The organism is Natrinema pallidum DSM 3751 (genome assembly GCF_000337615.1).
Lineage (GTDB): Archaea > Halobacteriota > Halobacteria > Halobacteriales > Natrialbaceae > Natrinema > Natrinema pallidum.
The window spans coordinates 1-14,724 of the sequence record NZ_AOII01000072.1 but is presented as its reverse complement, the minus strand read 5'-3'; the positions used below and the strand labels follow the sequence as shown (position 1 = coordinate 14,724).

Sequence of the window (14,724 nt, the reverse complement as noted above, 5' to 3'; positions counted from 1 at the left end):
AGTGTTGTGCCATCTGCCTTTGAGCAGAAGGTTGATGGGAGAACCTTGCGACCTAGAGACTAATGGATGAAGACCGGGAAAGAAACGAAGACGGGCGATTTGAGCCCGAACACACCGATGAGGAAGTATTTAATGCGGTTCGAAAACACGAGCCCGCGGGCACAAAAGAAGTTGCCGACGAACTCGGGATTGCGCGCCAGAGTGCGGACTATCGGCTTCGACGTCTTCTGGATAACGGACGTGTCTCAAAGAAGAAAGTCGGGAATTCTCTAGTCTGGTCTGCTGAGGAATGACGGACGATGGGTCGCCTTTCGACGATGACGGCGAATGGGGTGACCAACGTACCTGACGACGATCAGGGCGAAGAGGCCGCTAACAAACTCGAACGCGCGACGAATCTTGGGCAAATATCTGGTTCTACCATCTACAACTCGTCGGGTCCTGAGATGGTGATGATACTGAACGAATGGTGGTACCTCGGGATCAAGGGGCAGTTGTTCGGCACTTCCAGAAGGATGCCGGTCTCCCGGAATCCGTTGGGAGGCTTCGTCTGCACCCGTACTACCCCTCAAAGTAGAATCCATTGCTGAACATATCCTCTCTATTCAGCACCGAGTGCCAACCACATCAGAATATTTACTGAGTTCGCCGCCATATTATCGCATATTGTTTCTCTCATTACGTTAAATAAATAAACTGTATTTACACAATTGGTATGGGAGTCCGACGCGGTCAACCGCCGTCGGTCACGCCGTTATCGTCGCTCTCGAGGCGGATCGCCATCTCCTGTTCGAAGCTCTCGGTGCCGGTCGACTCGAACCCGACCCGCTCGTAGAGCGCGATCGCCGGGTTGTTCCAGCGTTCGACCGTCAGCCACACTCGCTCGATGCCGACATCGATCGCGTGGCCCAGGAGGTTCTTCAGCAGGACCGTCCCGATCCCGGCCCGCTGGTAGGCCTGCAGGACGAAGATCGCGAGTTCCCACTCGATGTCGGATGCGTGTTCGACCGCGGCCGGATCGTCGGTATCGGGAACGAGCATCGCGTGGGCGATCGCGTCCCCGTCGTGGCGCGCGACGACGTTGACGCTGTCGTCACCGATCGTCTCGAGCCAGGTCCGGATCCGTTCCTCGCCGGTCGGCGGGATCCCCTGTGCGCGGTCGGTCGGATCGAACGCGGTGTACATCCCGACGACGTCGTCGAGCGTCTCACCGGTGAACGACTCGGCTGTCCGAACCTCGATCGACCGTCCGTCTCGATCCTCGACCGTCGTCGGGGGCGAGGGGAAGGGGCCGGACGGTTCGTCGGGATACTGACGCGTACCGGCCATCGTTATCGCACCAGTTTGACCGTCGTCGGGGCGTTCAGCAGGACGAATTCGGTGATCGGCCCGAGCTGAATCTTCCCCATCGGGCTCAGGGTTCCGCCGCCGATGACCAGCTGGTCGTAGTCCCCCTGCTCGGCGTAGTTGACCAGCGCGCTTCCGGGATCGCCGTCGAGTTTCTCCACTTCGACATCGGTGATGCCGGCCTCCTCGAGGGCGTCGACCGCCTGTCGGTACATCTCCTCCTGTGAGCGTTTCGACTCGGGTTTCTCGACGACGACGATCGTCAACTCGTCACCGACCTCGCGCGTTCGATCGAGGGTTCGCCGGAGCGTCTTCACTGACTCGTCGCTGCCGCCGAGACCCAGCAACACGTTCATACGGGTGACTGTGCGCCCGTACACGAAAACGGTTGTGCCGATGTCCGGGGCCGACACGCTACCAGCGCGACCGCCGGGAGTGAAACTCACTCACATACGTTGCACGGGACGACGCTGTTAAGAACGTGTAGTGACTACATGCACCGAATGAGTGATGCAGCGCTCGATGTCGTGGAGTTCCTGCTCACGACGAGCGTGTATTCGGACGACCGGACGCTAGACGAGAACGACCTCCCGCCGTCGTTCCGGCAGGTCTACTGGACCGGTGGTGTCGCCGACGATGACGGGAGCGACACCGAGGGCGGCAACGGGGGCACTCGAAAACCCGCCGGCATCGACCGTCCGCTATCGGTCACGACCACTACCGCCCGCGAGGCGACCGGCGTCGACCGCCCGTGGGAGGCGGTCTCCGAACTGATGTTCACCGAACGCGACGAGTTCTCCGGGACGATCACCCTCGCCCAGCAGGGGATGGCCGAGGAATGGTTCGCCGAGCGCGTCGACGCGGACCGATTGCTCGAGAACCCGACGCTGGCGAAACACTTCGCGTCCCACGACGACTACGAGTTCGACGTAACTCACGAGGCGGCACGCGAGCGGAACCGACCGATTCAGGCCGATCGCGTCTGGATCGACGGCCTCCTCAACGAGTACTTCGACGAGGAGGACGACGAGGAGATGTTGGACCTCGTGGAAGTTCGCGCGCCCGAAGAGGTCGACATGTCCCTCGACGACCTCGTGCTCACCGAGGATCAGCAGAACGAACTCGACAAGATTTCGAAAGCGATCGAACACCGGGATTATCTCGCCGATATCGGGCTGCGAGAGATCGGGAAACTGCTGTTCGTCGGGCCGCCAGGAACCGGGAAGACGTCCACCGCGCAGGCGCTGGCACAGGACATGGACCTGCCGTTCGTCGAGGTCAAACTCTCGATGATCACGAGCCAGTATTTGGGCGAAACGGCGAAAAACGTCGACAAGACGTTCGAAGTCGCGAAACGACTGTCGCCCTGTATCCTCTTTATCGACGAGTTCGACTTCGTCGCCAAGACCCGCCGCAGCGACGAACACGCCGCGCTCAAGCGCGCGGTCAACACCCTTCTCAAGAGCATCGACAACATCTCGCTCATCGATGACGATGTCTTGCTCATCGGCGCGACCAACCATCCCGACCAGTTAGACGACGCCGCCTGGCGACGGTTCGACGAGATCATCAACTTCCCCAAACCCGATTCGGGCATGCGGGCCGACATTCTCGGCCTCATCACGCGAACGATGGACATCGACGAGTTCGATCCGCATCTCATCGCCGAGGTCACGGAAGGGCTGACCGGCAGCGACCTCCGGATGGTGCTCCGGGAAGCGGTGCTCGAGGCGCTGACCGAGGACCGAACGACGCTGACCCAGGAGGATCTCTTGAACGCCGTCGAGGAGTTCGAGGAACGGGACACGCTGAAGAACATGGACATGATGGAGGGGGACCACGACGCGCTCGTCGCCGGCGGCGACATCGACAAGGCTAGCGACGGGGGTGAGCCAAGCGATGCGAGACGATCGTCGTCAGACCACGGGGCCGACGGTGGCCACTCACACGATCACGACCACGATCACTGACGCCTGACTCGAAACTGGATTAGACTTCTATCCTTGTTTTCGCACCGGCATCGTATACGAGTCGTCTCCGACGGATTGGATAGTCCCCGGTGGCGATAGTAGCGAATCCGTGTTGTCGGGGTGGTATTACAGCGGAGAATATAGTCACTACTGACCGTTATCGCACACCTGGTCAGATGACGGCTTCGCGATCAGTGTGTGAATCGTTTCAGTGTTTACCATAGTATGGTAGATATTTCTACTGGGATTTTTAAATGATGTACCAGAGATTCAGCGGATTTAGTCAGTAATGGAGAATAATGTAGTGGAGTGCTTTTTTGCCTGTCCCAGAAACCTGTGAGTATATTATCATCCGCTATTAGCATCACGTTTGCCGATATTCTATGGTAAATTTAATATAACATTCATTTCTATATGGGCCCAAAGCCGCGATACTCAAGAAGACATATATGTACGGAGTAAAAATATCTCGTATATGTCTGAAACATCAAAAATTACAGACAAATCAGCATTCACAACCGGATCGCTTGTCAAACAGGTTGTCCTCACAATCATCACACTTGGACTGTACCCGATCTACTGGACGTACAAGACTGCAAAGGCGCTCGATCAGGGAACGAACCAAGATCTGTCCCCGATTCTGGCGATCATTCCGTTCGTAAACATTATCGTCTTCTGGCAGATTTCCAACGCAGCAGAGAGTGTCACGGACCAGGGAGCGATGCCGATTTTCCTGCTTTTCATCTTCTTCCCGATCATCTCCTGGTACTGGGTCCAGACCGGGATCAACGCTGTTGCACAGCAATAACGCTGCGTACACCGAGATAACGGGGTCGCTGCCGTCCCCGAGTTCCGAACCGGAGACGGTCGCACGAACGGTTTTCGCCGCCGCGACGGATTCGGACTCGAGGGCGGCGCGGCTGCCCGACGGCCGCTCGACGCCACGCTTTTCCACCCGCCTGCCGTTGCGAGTCACATGCCCGACGACCGGAACGTATACGGGACCGAACTCGAGCCCTGCTGTACCGATCCGATGACGGGATTCCTGCGGGACGGGTGCTGTCGCCGGGTCGAGTCCGATCGGGGCCGACACGAACTCTGTGCCGTGATGACCGAGGAATTTCTCCGATTCAGTCGGGCGCAAGGAAACGACCTTACCACGCCGAAACCGGAGTTCGAGTTTCCGGGACTCGAACCCGGCGATCAATGGTGTCTCTGTCTCGGCCGCTGGATCGAGGCCGAGGAAGCCGACTGCGCGCCACCGGTCGTGCTCGAGGCGACCCACGAGGCGGTCCTGCGCGACGTCGATCCGGACCTCCTTCGCGACCACGAGTACGACCCCGGCGATGACGCCGATCACGGGACGGTGTAGGGATTCCCCCGTCTCGCGGGGAATACCCTTTATGCGACGGCTGTCAATCACCCTCTATGAGCGATGACCCACCACAGGGGGACGCCGCGGACGCGTTCGCGGCCCGGGCACGGGCCGACTACGGCAAGTCGATCCGTGAACTCGTCGTGTTCGGCGACGCCATCCAGGGCGATCGCGATGTCCACGCCGAGGCCGAGGTGTTGATCGTCCTCGAGGCGGCCGACGAGGAGCGCGAACGGCAACTCGAGCAACTGGCCAAGACCGTCGGGGCCGAGTACGGCGTCGTCTTCTCGCCGTACGTCCTCCCCGCCGAACGAGTCGACGAACGGGAGGACCATCCGCTGCTCCGGCGGGCGTTCGCGGAAGGGCGATCGTATGTGTAATCGCACACGCGAGCGGGCCGGAGGGCCGCAGTGACGATGCGGGTAACCCTGCTCGGAACCGGCGACACGACGGGGACGCCGACCGTCGGCTGCGACTGTGACACCTGTACCGCCGCTCGAGAGCGCGGCGTTGAGCGCACGCGATTCTCCGTCCACGTCGAGAACGAGCGGACCGACGAGTCGCTGCTTATCGACTTCAGCCCCGACTTCCGGTATCAGTTCCTCCGCGACGAGGTCCCGCTGCCCGATGCCGCCGTCATTACCCACATCCACTTCGACCACCTCGACGGGTTGGGCAACGTCTTTCGCGTATTGGACGACCTGTCGGTCTATGCGGCCGACGAGACCGACCCCGAGACGGGCGCGAGCGTCGCTGAGACGGTTCGCGCCGACTATCACTACCTCGATCGCGTTACTGTCGTACCGACGACGCCCCTCGAGACCGAACGGATCTGCGGGCTCGACGTGACGCTGGTGCCGGTCGAGCATCCGCCGCTGATCTGTTACGGACTCGCCGTCGAAGACCCGGAGACGGGCGCGAAACTGTCGATTACTGGCGATACGAGCTACGCGGTTCCCGAGGAGTCCCGCGCAGTGTTGGCCGATCCGGATCTCCTGCTGGCCGACGCGATCGTCCCGGCGAGCCTCTGCGACCATCACCCCCTCGGCGGCCGCCACGAGGACGCCACCGGCGTCGCCCGGACGTTCGGCACGAAACACATGACACGAGAGGGAGCCCTCGCACTGGCCGCGGAACTGGACGCCACGCGGACGCGGCTGGTCCATCTAGCTCACTTCTATCCCGCCGCAGAGGCGTTCGAGGAGCCGCTGGCGATCGACGGCGAACAGTACGTCCTGTGACCGCGACCTGCCGTCGACGCCGCGGCCGCGAGCGTCAGCCGAACCGATCCAGCCCCGACTGCCGTCGACGCTTTCCGCTCGGCTCGGCCTCCCACGACGTTCGCCGATCGCGCTCGGCCTCGAGATCGACGGCGGTCGCCGACGCCGCCTCGTAGCCCGGACACGCGCTCCCACACTCCGATCCGGCGTCGATCACGCGACCGTTCCACTCGCAGTACGGTAGCGTCGCACCGCTCGCGTCGTCCGGGCGGCAGGCCGCACACTCGGGGAAGTCGTACGTTCGCCAGCCCTTTCCATAGGCCCGTTCGGCGATCCGTCGGCGGGCCCGCGCCTTCGCGGCGGGCGAGACGGGCGCGATCTCCGTCCGACCGGGGTGGGACTCGAGGGGCTCGATCCCGGGCTCGTCGACCGCCAACGGCGTCGGCTCGCGGAGCACCTCGATCTCGAGCGAGCGACCCGCGTCCGCCCCGTCGCGGTGGAGCCGCCAGACGCCGACCGCCTCGGGGAGCCGGTGCAGATGGGCGCGCGTCACGTAGCTCTCGGTCGCGAGCACGACTTCGTCGACCAGCGCGAGGCTCACGTCCGTCCGCAGTTGGGCCTCGAGATCTCCCGGGCGGCCGAGATCGGGCTTGTTCTCGATCCCGACGATGCGGTCGTACCACTCGGGGTAGCGGGCAACCTGGCGGACGTACTCGCGGCTGCTGGCCGCGCTGGCGCTGTGGTCGCGTTCGAAGAAGCCGATCTCGAGCGCCCGCTCCGTGGCGCTGCGAGCGCGCTCGGGATGACAGTCGAAGGCGTCCTTCCAGTAGCGCGCCTGCCCGGTGCCGACGGCCGACTCGATGGCGGCGTCCGGGATCGTCTCGCTCGTGATCGCGACGCGGTCTTCGAATTCGGGTCCGGGTTCGACACGGACGATATCGAGGATTCGCCCACCGGGTTCGGCGACGCCGCCGCCGAGCTGGCGAGCGACGAGTCCGTCGCGTCGCTCCTCGAGGCGGGCGCACAACTCGAGTTCGAAGGCGAACTCCGACACGGTCACAGGGAGTGTGGGAACCGAAATAAGTCGTCGGGTTCGGCGGGCCGCGACGCTGCGCCCGCATTCGCGTCCCCACTCGAGGGAGTCGAATCGTCGGCCGCCCCTGCACTGGTGGCCGACTGCGCTACGGACGACCGCCGGACCCGTCCCGTGAGAGGCGTTCGGTCGGATGGGAACTGTCAGCATACCGTTTCGTCCGAGCCAAGCGATAGCTCGCAACCTTTATCAGTCGCACAGCGGAATCAATACCCAAGATTACTCATCGTCTTATGGTAGGAAATCGACAACCGGAGGTGAACATCGGGCTCGTCGGTCACGTCGACCACGGCAAGACGACGCTGGTGCAAGCGCTCAGCGGCTCGTGGACGGACCAACACAGCGAAGAGATGAAACGCGGGATCTCGATCAGGCTCGGCTACGCCGACGCCACGTTCCGTCACTGCGAGGGACTGGACGAACCCGAGTGTTACACCGTCGAAGAGGAGTGTGCGGACGGCACGCCGAGCGAGCCGCTCCGGACCGTTTCGTTCGTCGACGCCCCGGGGCACGAAACCCTGATGGCGACGATGCTGTCGGGCGCGTCGCTGATGGACGGTGCCGTGTTGGTGGTCAGCGCCAACGAACCCGTCCCACAGCCCCAGACCGAAGAGCACCTGATGGCGCTCGACATCATCGGGATCGACAACATCGTCATCGCACAGAACAAGGTGGATCTCGTCGACAGCGAGACCGCGCGGAACAACTACGAGCAGATCAAGGAGTTCGTGGAAGGGACCGTCGCGGAAGACGCCCCGATCGTCCCCGTCTCCGCGGGCCAGGAGGTCAACCTCGACCTGCTCATGCAGGCCATCGAAGAGGAGATTCCCACGCCGGATCGGGACCCCGACGCAGACCCCCGGATGCACGTCGCCCGCAGTTTCGACATCAACAAACCCGGGACGACCGCGACGGACCTCGCCGGCGGTGTTCTCGGCGGCAGCCTCGTGCAAGGCGAACTCGAGGTCGGCGACGATATCGAGATTCGACCCGGCCGCGAAGTCGAGGAAGGCGGCAAGACCGAGTACGTCCCGATCGAGACGACCATTCGATCGCTGCAGGCCGGCGGCGAAGCCGTCGACACCGTCACGCCGGGCGGGCTGCTCGGCGTCGGGACCGGGCTCGACCCCTCGCTGACCAAAGGCGACGCGCTGGCCGGCCGGATGGCCGGTCCGCCGGGCTCGCTCCCGCCGACGTGGAACGAGTTCACCATGGACGTCGACCTCCTCGAGCGGGTCGTCGGGGCGGAGAGCGGCGAGACGGTCGACGAGATCAGCACGGGCGAGCCGCTGATGATGACCGTCGGGACGGCGACGACCGTCGGCTCGGTTACCAGCGCTCGCGAGGGCGAATGCGAGGTCGCACTCAAGCGGCCCGTCGCGGCCGATCCGGGTACGAAAATCGCGATCAACCGCCGTATCGGCGCGCGCTGGCGGCTGATCGGCCTGGGAACGCTCACGGATTGACGCGATGGGCACGCCGACGCGGGTCGCCATTGACACGAGCGCGCTCATGATGCCCGTCGAACTCGACGTGCGGCTGTTCGAGGAACTCGAGCGGCTCTTGGAGAGCTACGAGCCGACCATCCCACAGGCAGTCCTCGAGGAACTTCGGCGGCTCTCCGAAAAGGGCGGCCAGGAGGGGACGGCCGCGACCGTTGGTTACGACCTGGCGACCGAACGCTGTCTCGTCGTCGACACGGAGGCATCGTACGCCGACGACGCGCTGGTCGAACTCGCCTGCAAGGGGACCGTCGACTACGTCGTCACGAACGACCGCCCGCTGCGCGACCGCGTGCTCGAAGCGAGCAGACCGGTAATTGCATTACGCGGGAGAAACAAGTTAGCGATCACTCAACCATAGATGTACAAACGGGTTAGACTGAAGGACACAGTGGAAGTACCGCCGGAAGAGCTCGGCGACGTTTCGCCGGATCGAGTCAAACGACTGCTCCAGGACAAACTCGAGGGGCGGATGGACGAAGAGGTCGGCAGCATCGTCTCCGTCACCGAGGTCCACGATATCGGTGAAGGAACGGTGTTGCCGAACCGTCCGGGCGTCTATTACGAGGCCGAGTTCGACGCCGTCACCTTCGATCCGCAGATGCAGGAGGTCGTCGACGGCACCGTCGTCGAAGTCGTCGAGTTCGGTGCCTTCGTCGGGATCGGTCCCGTCGACGGATTGCTGCACGTCTCGCAGATCAGCGACGAGTATCTCGCCTTCGACGGCGAGAACCAGCAACTCGCCTCGAACGAATCCGCCCGCTCGCTCGGCGTCGAGGACGCCGTCCGGGCCCGCATCGTCACCAAGAGCATCGACGAGCGCAATCCCCGCGACTCGAAGATCGGGCTCACCGCGAAACAGCCCGGGCTCGGCAAGCACGGCTGGCTCGAGGACGAACGCGAAAAACGCGAAGCGGCCGCAGGTGAATAACCATGGCATCCGACCGTCTCGTCTGTCGCGAGTGTCACCGGGTCAACGAACCGGATAACGAGACCTGTGACGCCTGTAACTCCTCGTCGCTGACCGAAGACTGGGCGGGCTACGTCATCATCGCCCACCCCGAAGAGAGTCAGATCGCGACGGAGATGCAGATCACCGAACCGGGCGCGTACGCTCTGAAGGTTCGCTGACTCGCGTGACCCGCGACGACGACGAAGCGCCGACGCTCGCCGCCGACGAACAGCTACTGGTTTTGCCGGACGACCTCCGTCACGAACTCAAGGAGCCGATGGGCCCGATCGAGACCGACGCCGAACGGCTCCTCGAGGCCGTCGACGGTCCGGTCATCGCCGTCGGCGATGTCGTCACCTACCACCTCCTGCAGGCGGGCCACCGTCCCGCCGTCGCGCTCGTCGACGGCCGAACGAAACGCAGCGCGGTCGACGAGGAGATCCACGATGCGGTCACCGAGGGCGCGAGTATCGAGACCCGGAACCCGCCGGCCGAACTCGGCGCGCCGGTCGTCCGGGCACTCCGGCGTGCGCTCTCGACCGACGACCCCACCACGATTCTGGTCGACGGCGAGGAGGACCTCGTCGCGCTGCCGGCGATCGTCGCCGCGCCCGAGGGCGCGAGCGTCGTCTACGGCCAGCCCGACGAGGGGATGGTCCACGTGAAAGTTGCCGACGACCACCGCGCCGAGATGCGCGACCTGCTCGAGCGCTTCGAGGGCGACACCGACCGATTCTGGGCGCTCCTCGAGGATGCGGACGACGGGGCGTAGCGCGTCGGCCGCGAGTCGACCGCGGCCGGGCTAGCCGCTCGGGGCCGTCGCTCTTATCCGGGACAGCGGTGACGGTTTGCTCATGGATCGTGCCCTCCCGATCGCGGTCGGTATCGGCATCGGCGTTGGAACGGCTGCATCGCTCCTCGCCGACGCCACGTGGGGCGTGTGTCTCGGCGTGAGCGCGCTATACACCGGCTGGTCGTATTTCGCCGTCCGGACGCCCGACCTGCTCTCGCTCGAGGGGCTCACGTTCGAGCGGACGCCGGACAGGATCGGGTACGCGATCGGCCTCGTCGGGGCGAGTCTCTTCGGCGCGACGGTCTTCGACACCGACGGACTCGGCGTTGTCCCCTTCGTCGGCTATCTCGGCGTGATCGGCTTCCTCCTCACCGCCAGCGCCGCGTGCGATCGGCGTGACGGGCGTCGATCACCGTAATCGGTCGATGGTGACCGCTTACTCCACGACAGTGTGCTCGAGCGTGCCGATCCCCGCGATCTCGAATGCGACTGCGTCCCCGTCCTTGAACCGCTGCCCGAACTCCAACACGCAGCCCCGCCGGCGGTACCGGTTCGTTTATGCGGCCCTCGACACGCGGCATCCATGGTGATACCGGTCGTATCTCGAGAACCTATTTACCGTCCGCCGTGAACGTGCCGAGCATGTACGATTTCCTCGTCGTCGGCGTCGGCCCGCCGGGCGCGCGCTTCGCCCGTCGAGCCGCCGCGGAGGGCTACGATGTCCTCGCCCTCGAGAAGGGACGGGTCGGCGAGCCGCTGGCCTGTTCGGGCCACGTGAGTACGGATATCTGGGAGTTCACGGGCGAAGACGCTCGCAAGGACCTGTTTCAAAACGAGATCTACGGCGCGCGGTTCCACGTCGGCGGCCCCACTAGCGACGCCTACCCGTTCTACAAGACGGACGTCGCGTCGAACGTCATCGACCGCGTGGGGTTGGACCGTCATCTCGCGACGATGGCCCGCGAGGCGGGCGCGGACGTTCGCGAGGCACACACGGTCACTTCGGTCACCGAACACCGCGACCGCGTCACGGTCGTCGCCAGCGGACCCGACGGGACCCACGAGTTCGAGGCGAAGATGCTCGCGGGCTGTGACGGCCCGCGCTCGAGGGTCCGGGACGAACTCGACCTTCCCCAGCCCGAGGAGTTGCTTCACGGGGTGCTCGCGTTCTCCGAGGAGGACGACCACCAGGACTTCGTCGACGTCCACCTCACGCCGCCGACTTTCTTCGCGTGGCGAATCCCCCGCGGCGAGGCCGGCGTCGAGTACGGGCTGGCGGCCCCGCCGGGCGTACAGGTCACCAAGCATTTCGAGGACCTGATCGACGGTTACGAGATCGACGTCGCCCACCGGTGCTCGGGAGCCATCCCGATCGGCCCGCCCGACCGCGTGACGACCCGTCGGGTCTTTCTCATCGGCGACGCGGCTGCCCAGACCAAGCCCTTCACCGGCGGCGGCATCCTCTACGGCATGACCAGCGCCGATCACGCGGTCCGCGAGATCGACCCCGATCGACCGGCCACGCTCGCAGCCTACGAGCGCGCCTGGCGCGCCGATCTCGAGCGCGAACAGCAACTCGGCCGCTGGATTCGGCGGGCGTACTCGCTGCCCGAACCCGTCCAGCGGCTCGGGCTGGGGGCGTTGTCGGGCGAAATCGGCGTCCACATGGATCGACCGACGTCGCTCGTCTCGCTCGAGCACCTCAAGACGATGCTTTCACGTCGCTGAGCCGCGGCCGTGTCCCAGGCCCATGACGACCGTGCCGATCCCGAAGCTACTGATCAGAAACCCGGCCAGGGGTCCGAGGGTGGGAACGGCACCGACGGCCGCGGAAACGGCGACTGCGACGCCCAGCGCCGGCAGCCAGTCGTCGGCGACGAGGCGGCCGATCGCCAGATAGCCGGGCACGCTGACGACCACTGCCACGAGGAGCGACGCGACGACCGCGAAAACGACGAGCGTCCGTTCGGTTACCGTCATCGCGATCAGCAGCGACAGGCCGATGACGCCGCTCAAGATCGGACACCCGTATAGAAACGCGGTGAGGGGGTCCTCGAGCGCCCGGTCCGTCCGCCGTCGCGTTCCGGCCGGTGCGGTCGCGATCAGGAGACCACCGATACCGAGCGTGAGCAACCCGGCGATGGTCGACTGGACGAACCACGGGGAGCCGGCGACCGCATCGATGACGGTTTCGATGTCGTCGAAATCGTGCAGTGCCACCGGCACCGATGACTCGTAGCTCGCGATCGACGGCGGCGTCATCGCTACGGCACGGCCGGAGGTGAAGGGCGGACGCATACGTCTGGCACCTCACATCGAAGCAGGTTAAGTGTAGACGCTATTCCATATTCGTGAGTCGGTTCGGCGAACGACAGACCGAAGGGGCCCCTGCCGCAACGGGCGAGGGATGACTGGGCGGCGCAGGACCGCGGTCGAGTTCGTCGCACGCACGCTCGAGCGCTGCGGGATCATCGACGCCGAGCGGTTTCGCCCGACGATGGAGTTGGCGTGGCCCCGGATCGTCACCGGCTTCGCGATCATGTCCAAGCAGACGGCCGACCTCGCCATGGTCGGCATCGCCGTCGGGACGGCGGGGTCCGCGGGGTTGGCGTTCGCGCTCGGCTACTGGCAGATCGTGACGCTGCTGGGGCTCGGCCTCGCTGGGGGCACCGTGACGCTCGTCTCGCAGAACTACGGCGGTGAGGAAACCGCCCGCGCGTCGCTGGCGGTCAATCAGAGCGTCCTGCTCGCGATCGGCTTCGCGCTTCCCATCGTGGGGATCTTTCTCGCCGTCCCCGACACGCTGATCGGCCTGCTCGGTGCGGGGCCGGCCGCGCTCCGTCACGGGAGCGCCTACCTCGTCTACGTCGCGCCGGCCGTGGTCTTCGAACTCCTCAACCTCATCGCCAGTCGAACGTATACCGGCGTCGGCGACACGTTCACCGAAATGGTCGCCCGTGCCGGCGGCGCGCTCCTCAATATCGTCCTCAGCGGTGCGCTCATCTTCGGGTTCGGACTCGGTGCTGCGGGCGCAGCGATCGGGACGACACTCGCGAGCGGGTTCGTGACGCTCGTCCTCGCATGGGGGATGGTCGGCCGGTCGTACGGCCGGCTCGGGATGGAGCCAAGCCCCGTCCCGATCGCTCGCGGCGGCCCCTGGTTCGAGCCGCCGCTGCTCCGCCAACTGATCGAGATTTCGCTGCCGGAGATCGGCCGCCGGCTCGCACAGGGCGCGATCGTTTTCCCGCTGCTCTGGATCGCCGCCTCGTTCGGCCCGGTCGTCGTCACGGCCCTCGAGGTCGGCCGTCGGGTTCGGGCCCTGATCAACAGCGTCAACTGGGGGCTGTCGCTCGCCTCGAGTTCGCTCGTCGGGCAACACCTCGGTGCCGGCGAGGAAACCGAGGCGGGAGCGTACGGCGCGGGAATCATTCGGCTCTCGGCGGTGATCTACACCGCGGTGACCGTCCTGGTCGTGCTCTTCGCGCGGCCGATCGCGGGGCTGTTCGTCACCGATCCCGCGGCGGTCGCACAGGCTGCCGTCTTCGTCGCCGTCGGCGCGCTCAGTTCGATCGGCTACGGCATCGACGGGGCCGCCGCGGGGGCGCTACTGGGAGCCGGCGACACTCGCTGGCCGTTCGTCGCCTCCCTGCTCGGTCGCTACGCCTTCGCGCTCCCGGCGGCCGCGCTCGGACTCGTCACGCCGCTTGGCATCGGCGGACTCTATCTGGCACTGTTCCTCGAGACCGCCGTCCCGGGCGGGATCAACTACTGGCTGTTCCGGAGCGGTCGCTGGAAGGCGGTGAGCCGCCGGTACCGGCCGTCTTCCGGACCCGGCTAACGTCCCCTGGGTGGGACACCCCGTGCCGGCATGCCTCCGGCCAAGGACGATGTTCGCCGGCGGCATCCGTTCCCGCGCACCATGAGCGAAACAGCCAAAGTCATCAAACTGGTCGGTACTTCGACCGAATCGTGGGAAGACGCCGCACAATCCGCGCTCGACGACGCGGACGAGACGCTCGAGGGGAGCAGCGGGATCGAAATCGAGTCCCAGACGGCCGACGTACAGGGCGGCCGGATTCAGGAGTACACGACGACGATTCACGTCTCGTTCGGACTCCAGCGGTAGCCTCTCGAGACGGACCGATTCCGTCCTGCCGGTCCCCGAACCGGAACCCGCGTTAGTGCTCGGCGTTCTCGGCGACCCATGGTCGAACGGGCGGACGATCCGACGACTGCACTGGGGGGAGACGACGCCGATGAGACACCTCTCGGAAGGGGCATCGCGATCGGTGCCGGCCTCGAAGCGGCGCTACACTGATACGCCCCCTCATGGGCCGTCCGTGGATCGAACCGCCACCTGCTGGTCGCCGTTACCCCCTCGCTGTTGGGTAACGACGTACTGAACCTCGACCGTGACTCCCGCGTCGCTGTGAGGGCTGATCTCCTCCTGTCTCTTATACACATCTCTGAGC

At 64.9% G+C, this 14,724-nt stretch carries 20 protein-coding genes; 15 read left to right on the top strand and 5 right to left on the bottom strand.

What is annotated here, in order from left to right; genetic code table 11:
* The first annotated feature begins 62 nt into the window (after positions 1 to 62).
* On the top strand, positions 63 to 293 hold the full coding sequence (locus tag C487_RS19600; protein ID WP_006185945.1) for a winged helix-turn-helix transcriptional regulator: 231 nt from the start codon (positions 63 to 65) through the stop codon (positions 291 to 293).
* Between the two features lie 439 nt (positions 294 to 732).
* On the opposite strand, the gene C487_RS11560 is transcribed toward C487_RS19600, so the two are convergent.
* The gene (locus C487_RS11560) at positions 733 to 1,329 is read right to left on the bottom strand and encodes a GNAT family N-acetyltransferase (RefSeq protein ID WP_006185943.1); all 597 of its coding nucleotides are present in this window, start codon (positions 1,327 to 1,329) and stop codon (positions 733 to 735) included.
* Between the two features lie 2 nt (positions 1,330 to 1,331).
* A complete protein-coding gene (locus C487_RS11555; protein ID WP_006185942.1) occupies positions 1,332 to 1,703 on the bottom strand; it encodes a universal stress protein in 372 nt (123 codons plus the stop codon).
* A 147-nt stretch (positions 1,704 to 1,850) separates the two neighbouring features.
* On the opposite strand from C487_RS11555, the gene C487_RS11550 reads away from it, so the two are divergent.
* The 5 genes from C487_RS11550 (at position 1,851) to C487_RS11530 (ending at position 5,933) form a co-directional block, all read left to right on the top strand.
* Positions 1,851 to 3,317, top strand: coding sequence for an ATP-binding protein (locus tag C487_RS11550; RefSeq protein ID WP_006185941.1), 1,467 nt, complete (start codon positions 1,851 to 1,853; stop codon positions 3,315 to 3,317).
* 475 nt (positions 3,318 to 3,792) lie between these two features.
* Positions 3,793 to 4,125, top strand: coding sequence for a DUF4234 domain-containing protein (locus tag C487_RS11545; RefSeq protein WP_006185940.1), 333 nt, complete (start codon positions 3,793 to 3,795; stop codon positions 4,123 to 4,125).
* A gap of 168 nt (positions 4,126 to 4,293) precedes the next feature.
* The gene (locus tag C487_RS11540) at positions 4,294 to 4,689 is read left to right on the top strand and encodes a DUF2237 family protein (protein ID WP_006185939.1); all 396 of its coding nucleotides are present in this window, start codon (positions 4,294 to 4,296) and stop codon (positions 4,687 to 4,689) included.
* Between the two features lie 56 nt (positions 4,690 to 4,745).
* On the top strand, positions 4,746 to 5,072 hold the full coding sequence (locus C487_RS11535) for a hypothetical protein (RefSeq protein WP_006185937.1): 327 nt from the start codon (positions 4,746 to 4,748) through the stop codon (positions 5,070 to 5,072).
* Between the two features lie 36 nt (positions 5,073 to 5,108).
* Positions 5,109 to 5,933 (top strand): MBL fold metallo-hydrolase, encoded by an 825-nt coding sequence (locus C487_RS11530; RefSeq protein ID WP_006185936.1) that lies wholly within the window; start codon positions 5,109 to 5,111, stop codon positions 5,931 to 5,933.
* 34 nt (positions 5,934 to 5,967) lie between these two features.
* On the opposite strand, the gene C487_RS11525 is transcribed toward C487_RS11530, so the two are convergent.
* Positions 5,968 to 6,966 carry a DUF5787 family protein gene (locus C487_RS11525; RefSeq protein WP_049908108.1) on the bottom strand — a complete coding sequence of 333 codons (999 nt, stop codon included), beginning with the start codon at positions 6,964 to 6,966 and terminating at the stop codon, positions 5,968 to 5,970.
* Positions 6,967 to 7,238: 272 nt separating this feature from the next.
* On the opposite strand from C487_RS11525, the gene C487_RS11520 reads away from it, so the two are divergent.
* The 6 genes from C487_RS11520 (at position 7,239) to C487_RS11495 (ending at position 10,670) form a co-directional block, all read left to right on the top strand.
* Positions 7,239 to 8,471 carry a translation initiation factor IF-2 subunit gamma gene (locus tag C487_RS11520; protein WP_006185933.1) on the top strand — a complete coding sequence of 411 codons (1,233 nt, stop codon included), beginning with the start codon at positions 7,239 to 7,241 and terminating at the stop codon, positions 8,469 to 8,471.
* Between the two features lie 4 nt (positions 8,472 to 8,475).
* The gene (locus tag C487_RS11515; RefSeq protein ID WP_006185932.1) at positions 8,476 to 8,868 is read left to right on the top strand and encodes a PIN domain-containing protein; all 393 of its coding nucleotides are present in this window, start codon (positions 8,476 to 8,478) and stop codon (positions 8,866 to 8,868) included.
* The gene (locus C487_RS11510) at positions 8,869 to 9,438 is read left to right on the top strand and encodes a DNA-directed RNA polymerase (protein ID WP_006185930.1); all 570 of its coding nucleotides are present in this window, start codon (positions 8,869 to 8,871) and stop codon (positions 9,436 to 9,438) included.
* Positions 9,439 to 9,440: 2 nt separating this feature from the next.
* Complete coding sequence (gene spt4, locus C487_RS11505; protein ID WP_006185929.1) at positions 9,441 to 9,638, top strand: transcription elongation factor subunit Spt4; 198 nt, start codon at positions 9,441 to 9,443, stop codon at positions 9,636 to 9,638.
* Positions 9,639 to 9,643: 5 nt separating this feature from the next.
* Entirely contained in the window at positions 9,644 to 10,231 is a 588-nt protein-coding gene (locus C487_RS11500) for a GTP-dependent dephospho-CoA kinase family protein (RefSeq protein WP_006185928.1), read from the top strand.
* A gap of 82 nt (positions 10,232 to 10,313) precedes the next feature.
* The gene (locus tag C487_RS11495) at positions 10,314 to 10,670 is read left to right on the top strand and encodes a hypothetical protein (RefSeq protein WP_006185927.1); all 357 of its coding nucleotides are present in this window, start codon (positions 10,314 to 10,316) and stop codon (positions 10,668 to 10,670) included.
* A gap of 18 nt (positions 10,671 to 10,688) precedes the next feature.
* On the opposite strand, the gene C487_RS21540 is transcribed toward C487_RS11495, so the two are convergent.
* Positions 10,689 to 10,781: a fumarylacetoacetate hydrolase family protein gene (locus C487_RS21540; RefSeq protein WP_241431083.1), complete on the bottom strand. Its 93-nt coding sequence runs from the start codon at positions 10,779 to 10,781 to the stop codon at positions 10,689 to 10,691.
* A 113-nt stretch (positions 10,782 to 10,894) separates the two neighbouring features.
* Here C487_RS21540 and C487_RS11490 point away from each other — a divergent pair, with 113 nt between their 5' ends.
* Positions 10,895 to 11,980, top strand: coding sequence for a geranylgeranyl reductase family protein (locus C487_RS11490; RefSeq protein WP_006185926.1), 1,086 nt, complete (start codon positions 10,895 to 10,897; stop codon positions 11,978 to 11,980).
* Here the strand turns inward: C487_RS11490 and C487_RS11485 are convergent.
* The gene (locus tag C487_RS11485; protein WP_006185925.1) at positions 11,969 to 12,550 is read right to left on the bottom strand and encodes a hypothetical protein; all 582 of its coding nucleotides are present in this window, start codon (positions 12,548 to 12,550) and stop codon (positions 11,969 to 11,971) included. The two genes, C487_RS11490 and C487_RS11485, sit on opposite strands and share 12 nt — an antisense overlap.
* Positions 12,551 to 12,659: 109 nt before the next feature.
* Here C487_RS11485 and C487_RS11480 point away from each other — a divergent pair, with 109 nt between their 5' ends.
* Complete coding sequence (locus C487_RS11480; RefSeq protein WP_006185924.1) at positions 12,660 to 14,090, top strand: MATE family efflux transporter; 1,431 nt, start codon at positions 12,660 to 12,662, stop codon at positions 14,088 to 14,090.
* A gap of 81 nt (positions 14,091 to 14,171) precedes the next feature.
* Entirely contained in the window at positions 14,172 to 14,378 is a 207-nt protein-coding gene (locus C487_RS11475; RefSeq protein ID WP_006185923.1) for a dodecin family protein, read from the top strand.
* Positions 14,379 to 14,724: the final 346 nt, after the last annotated feature.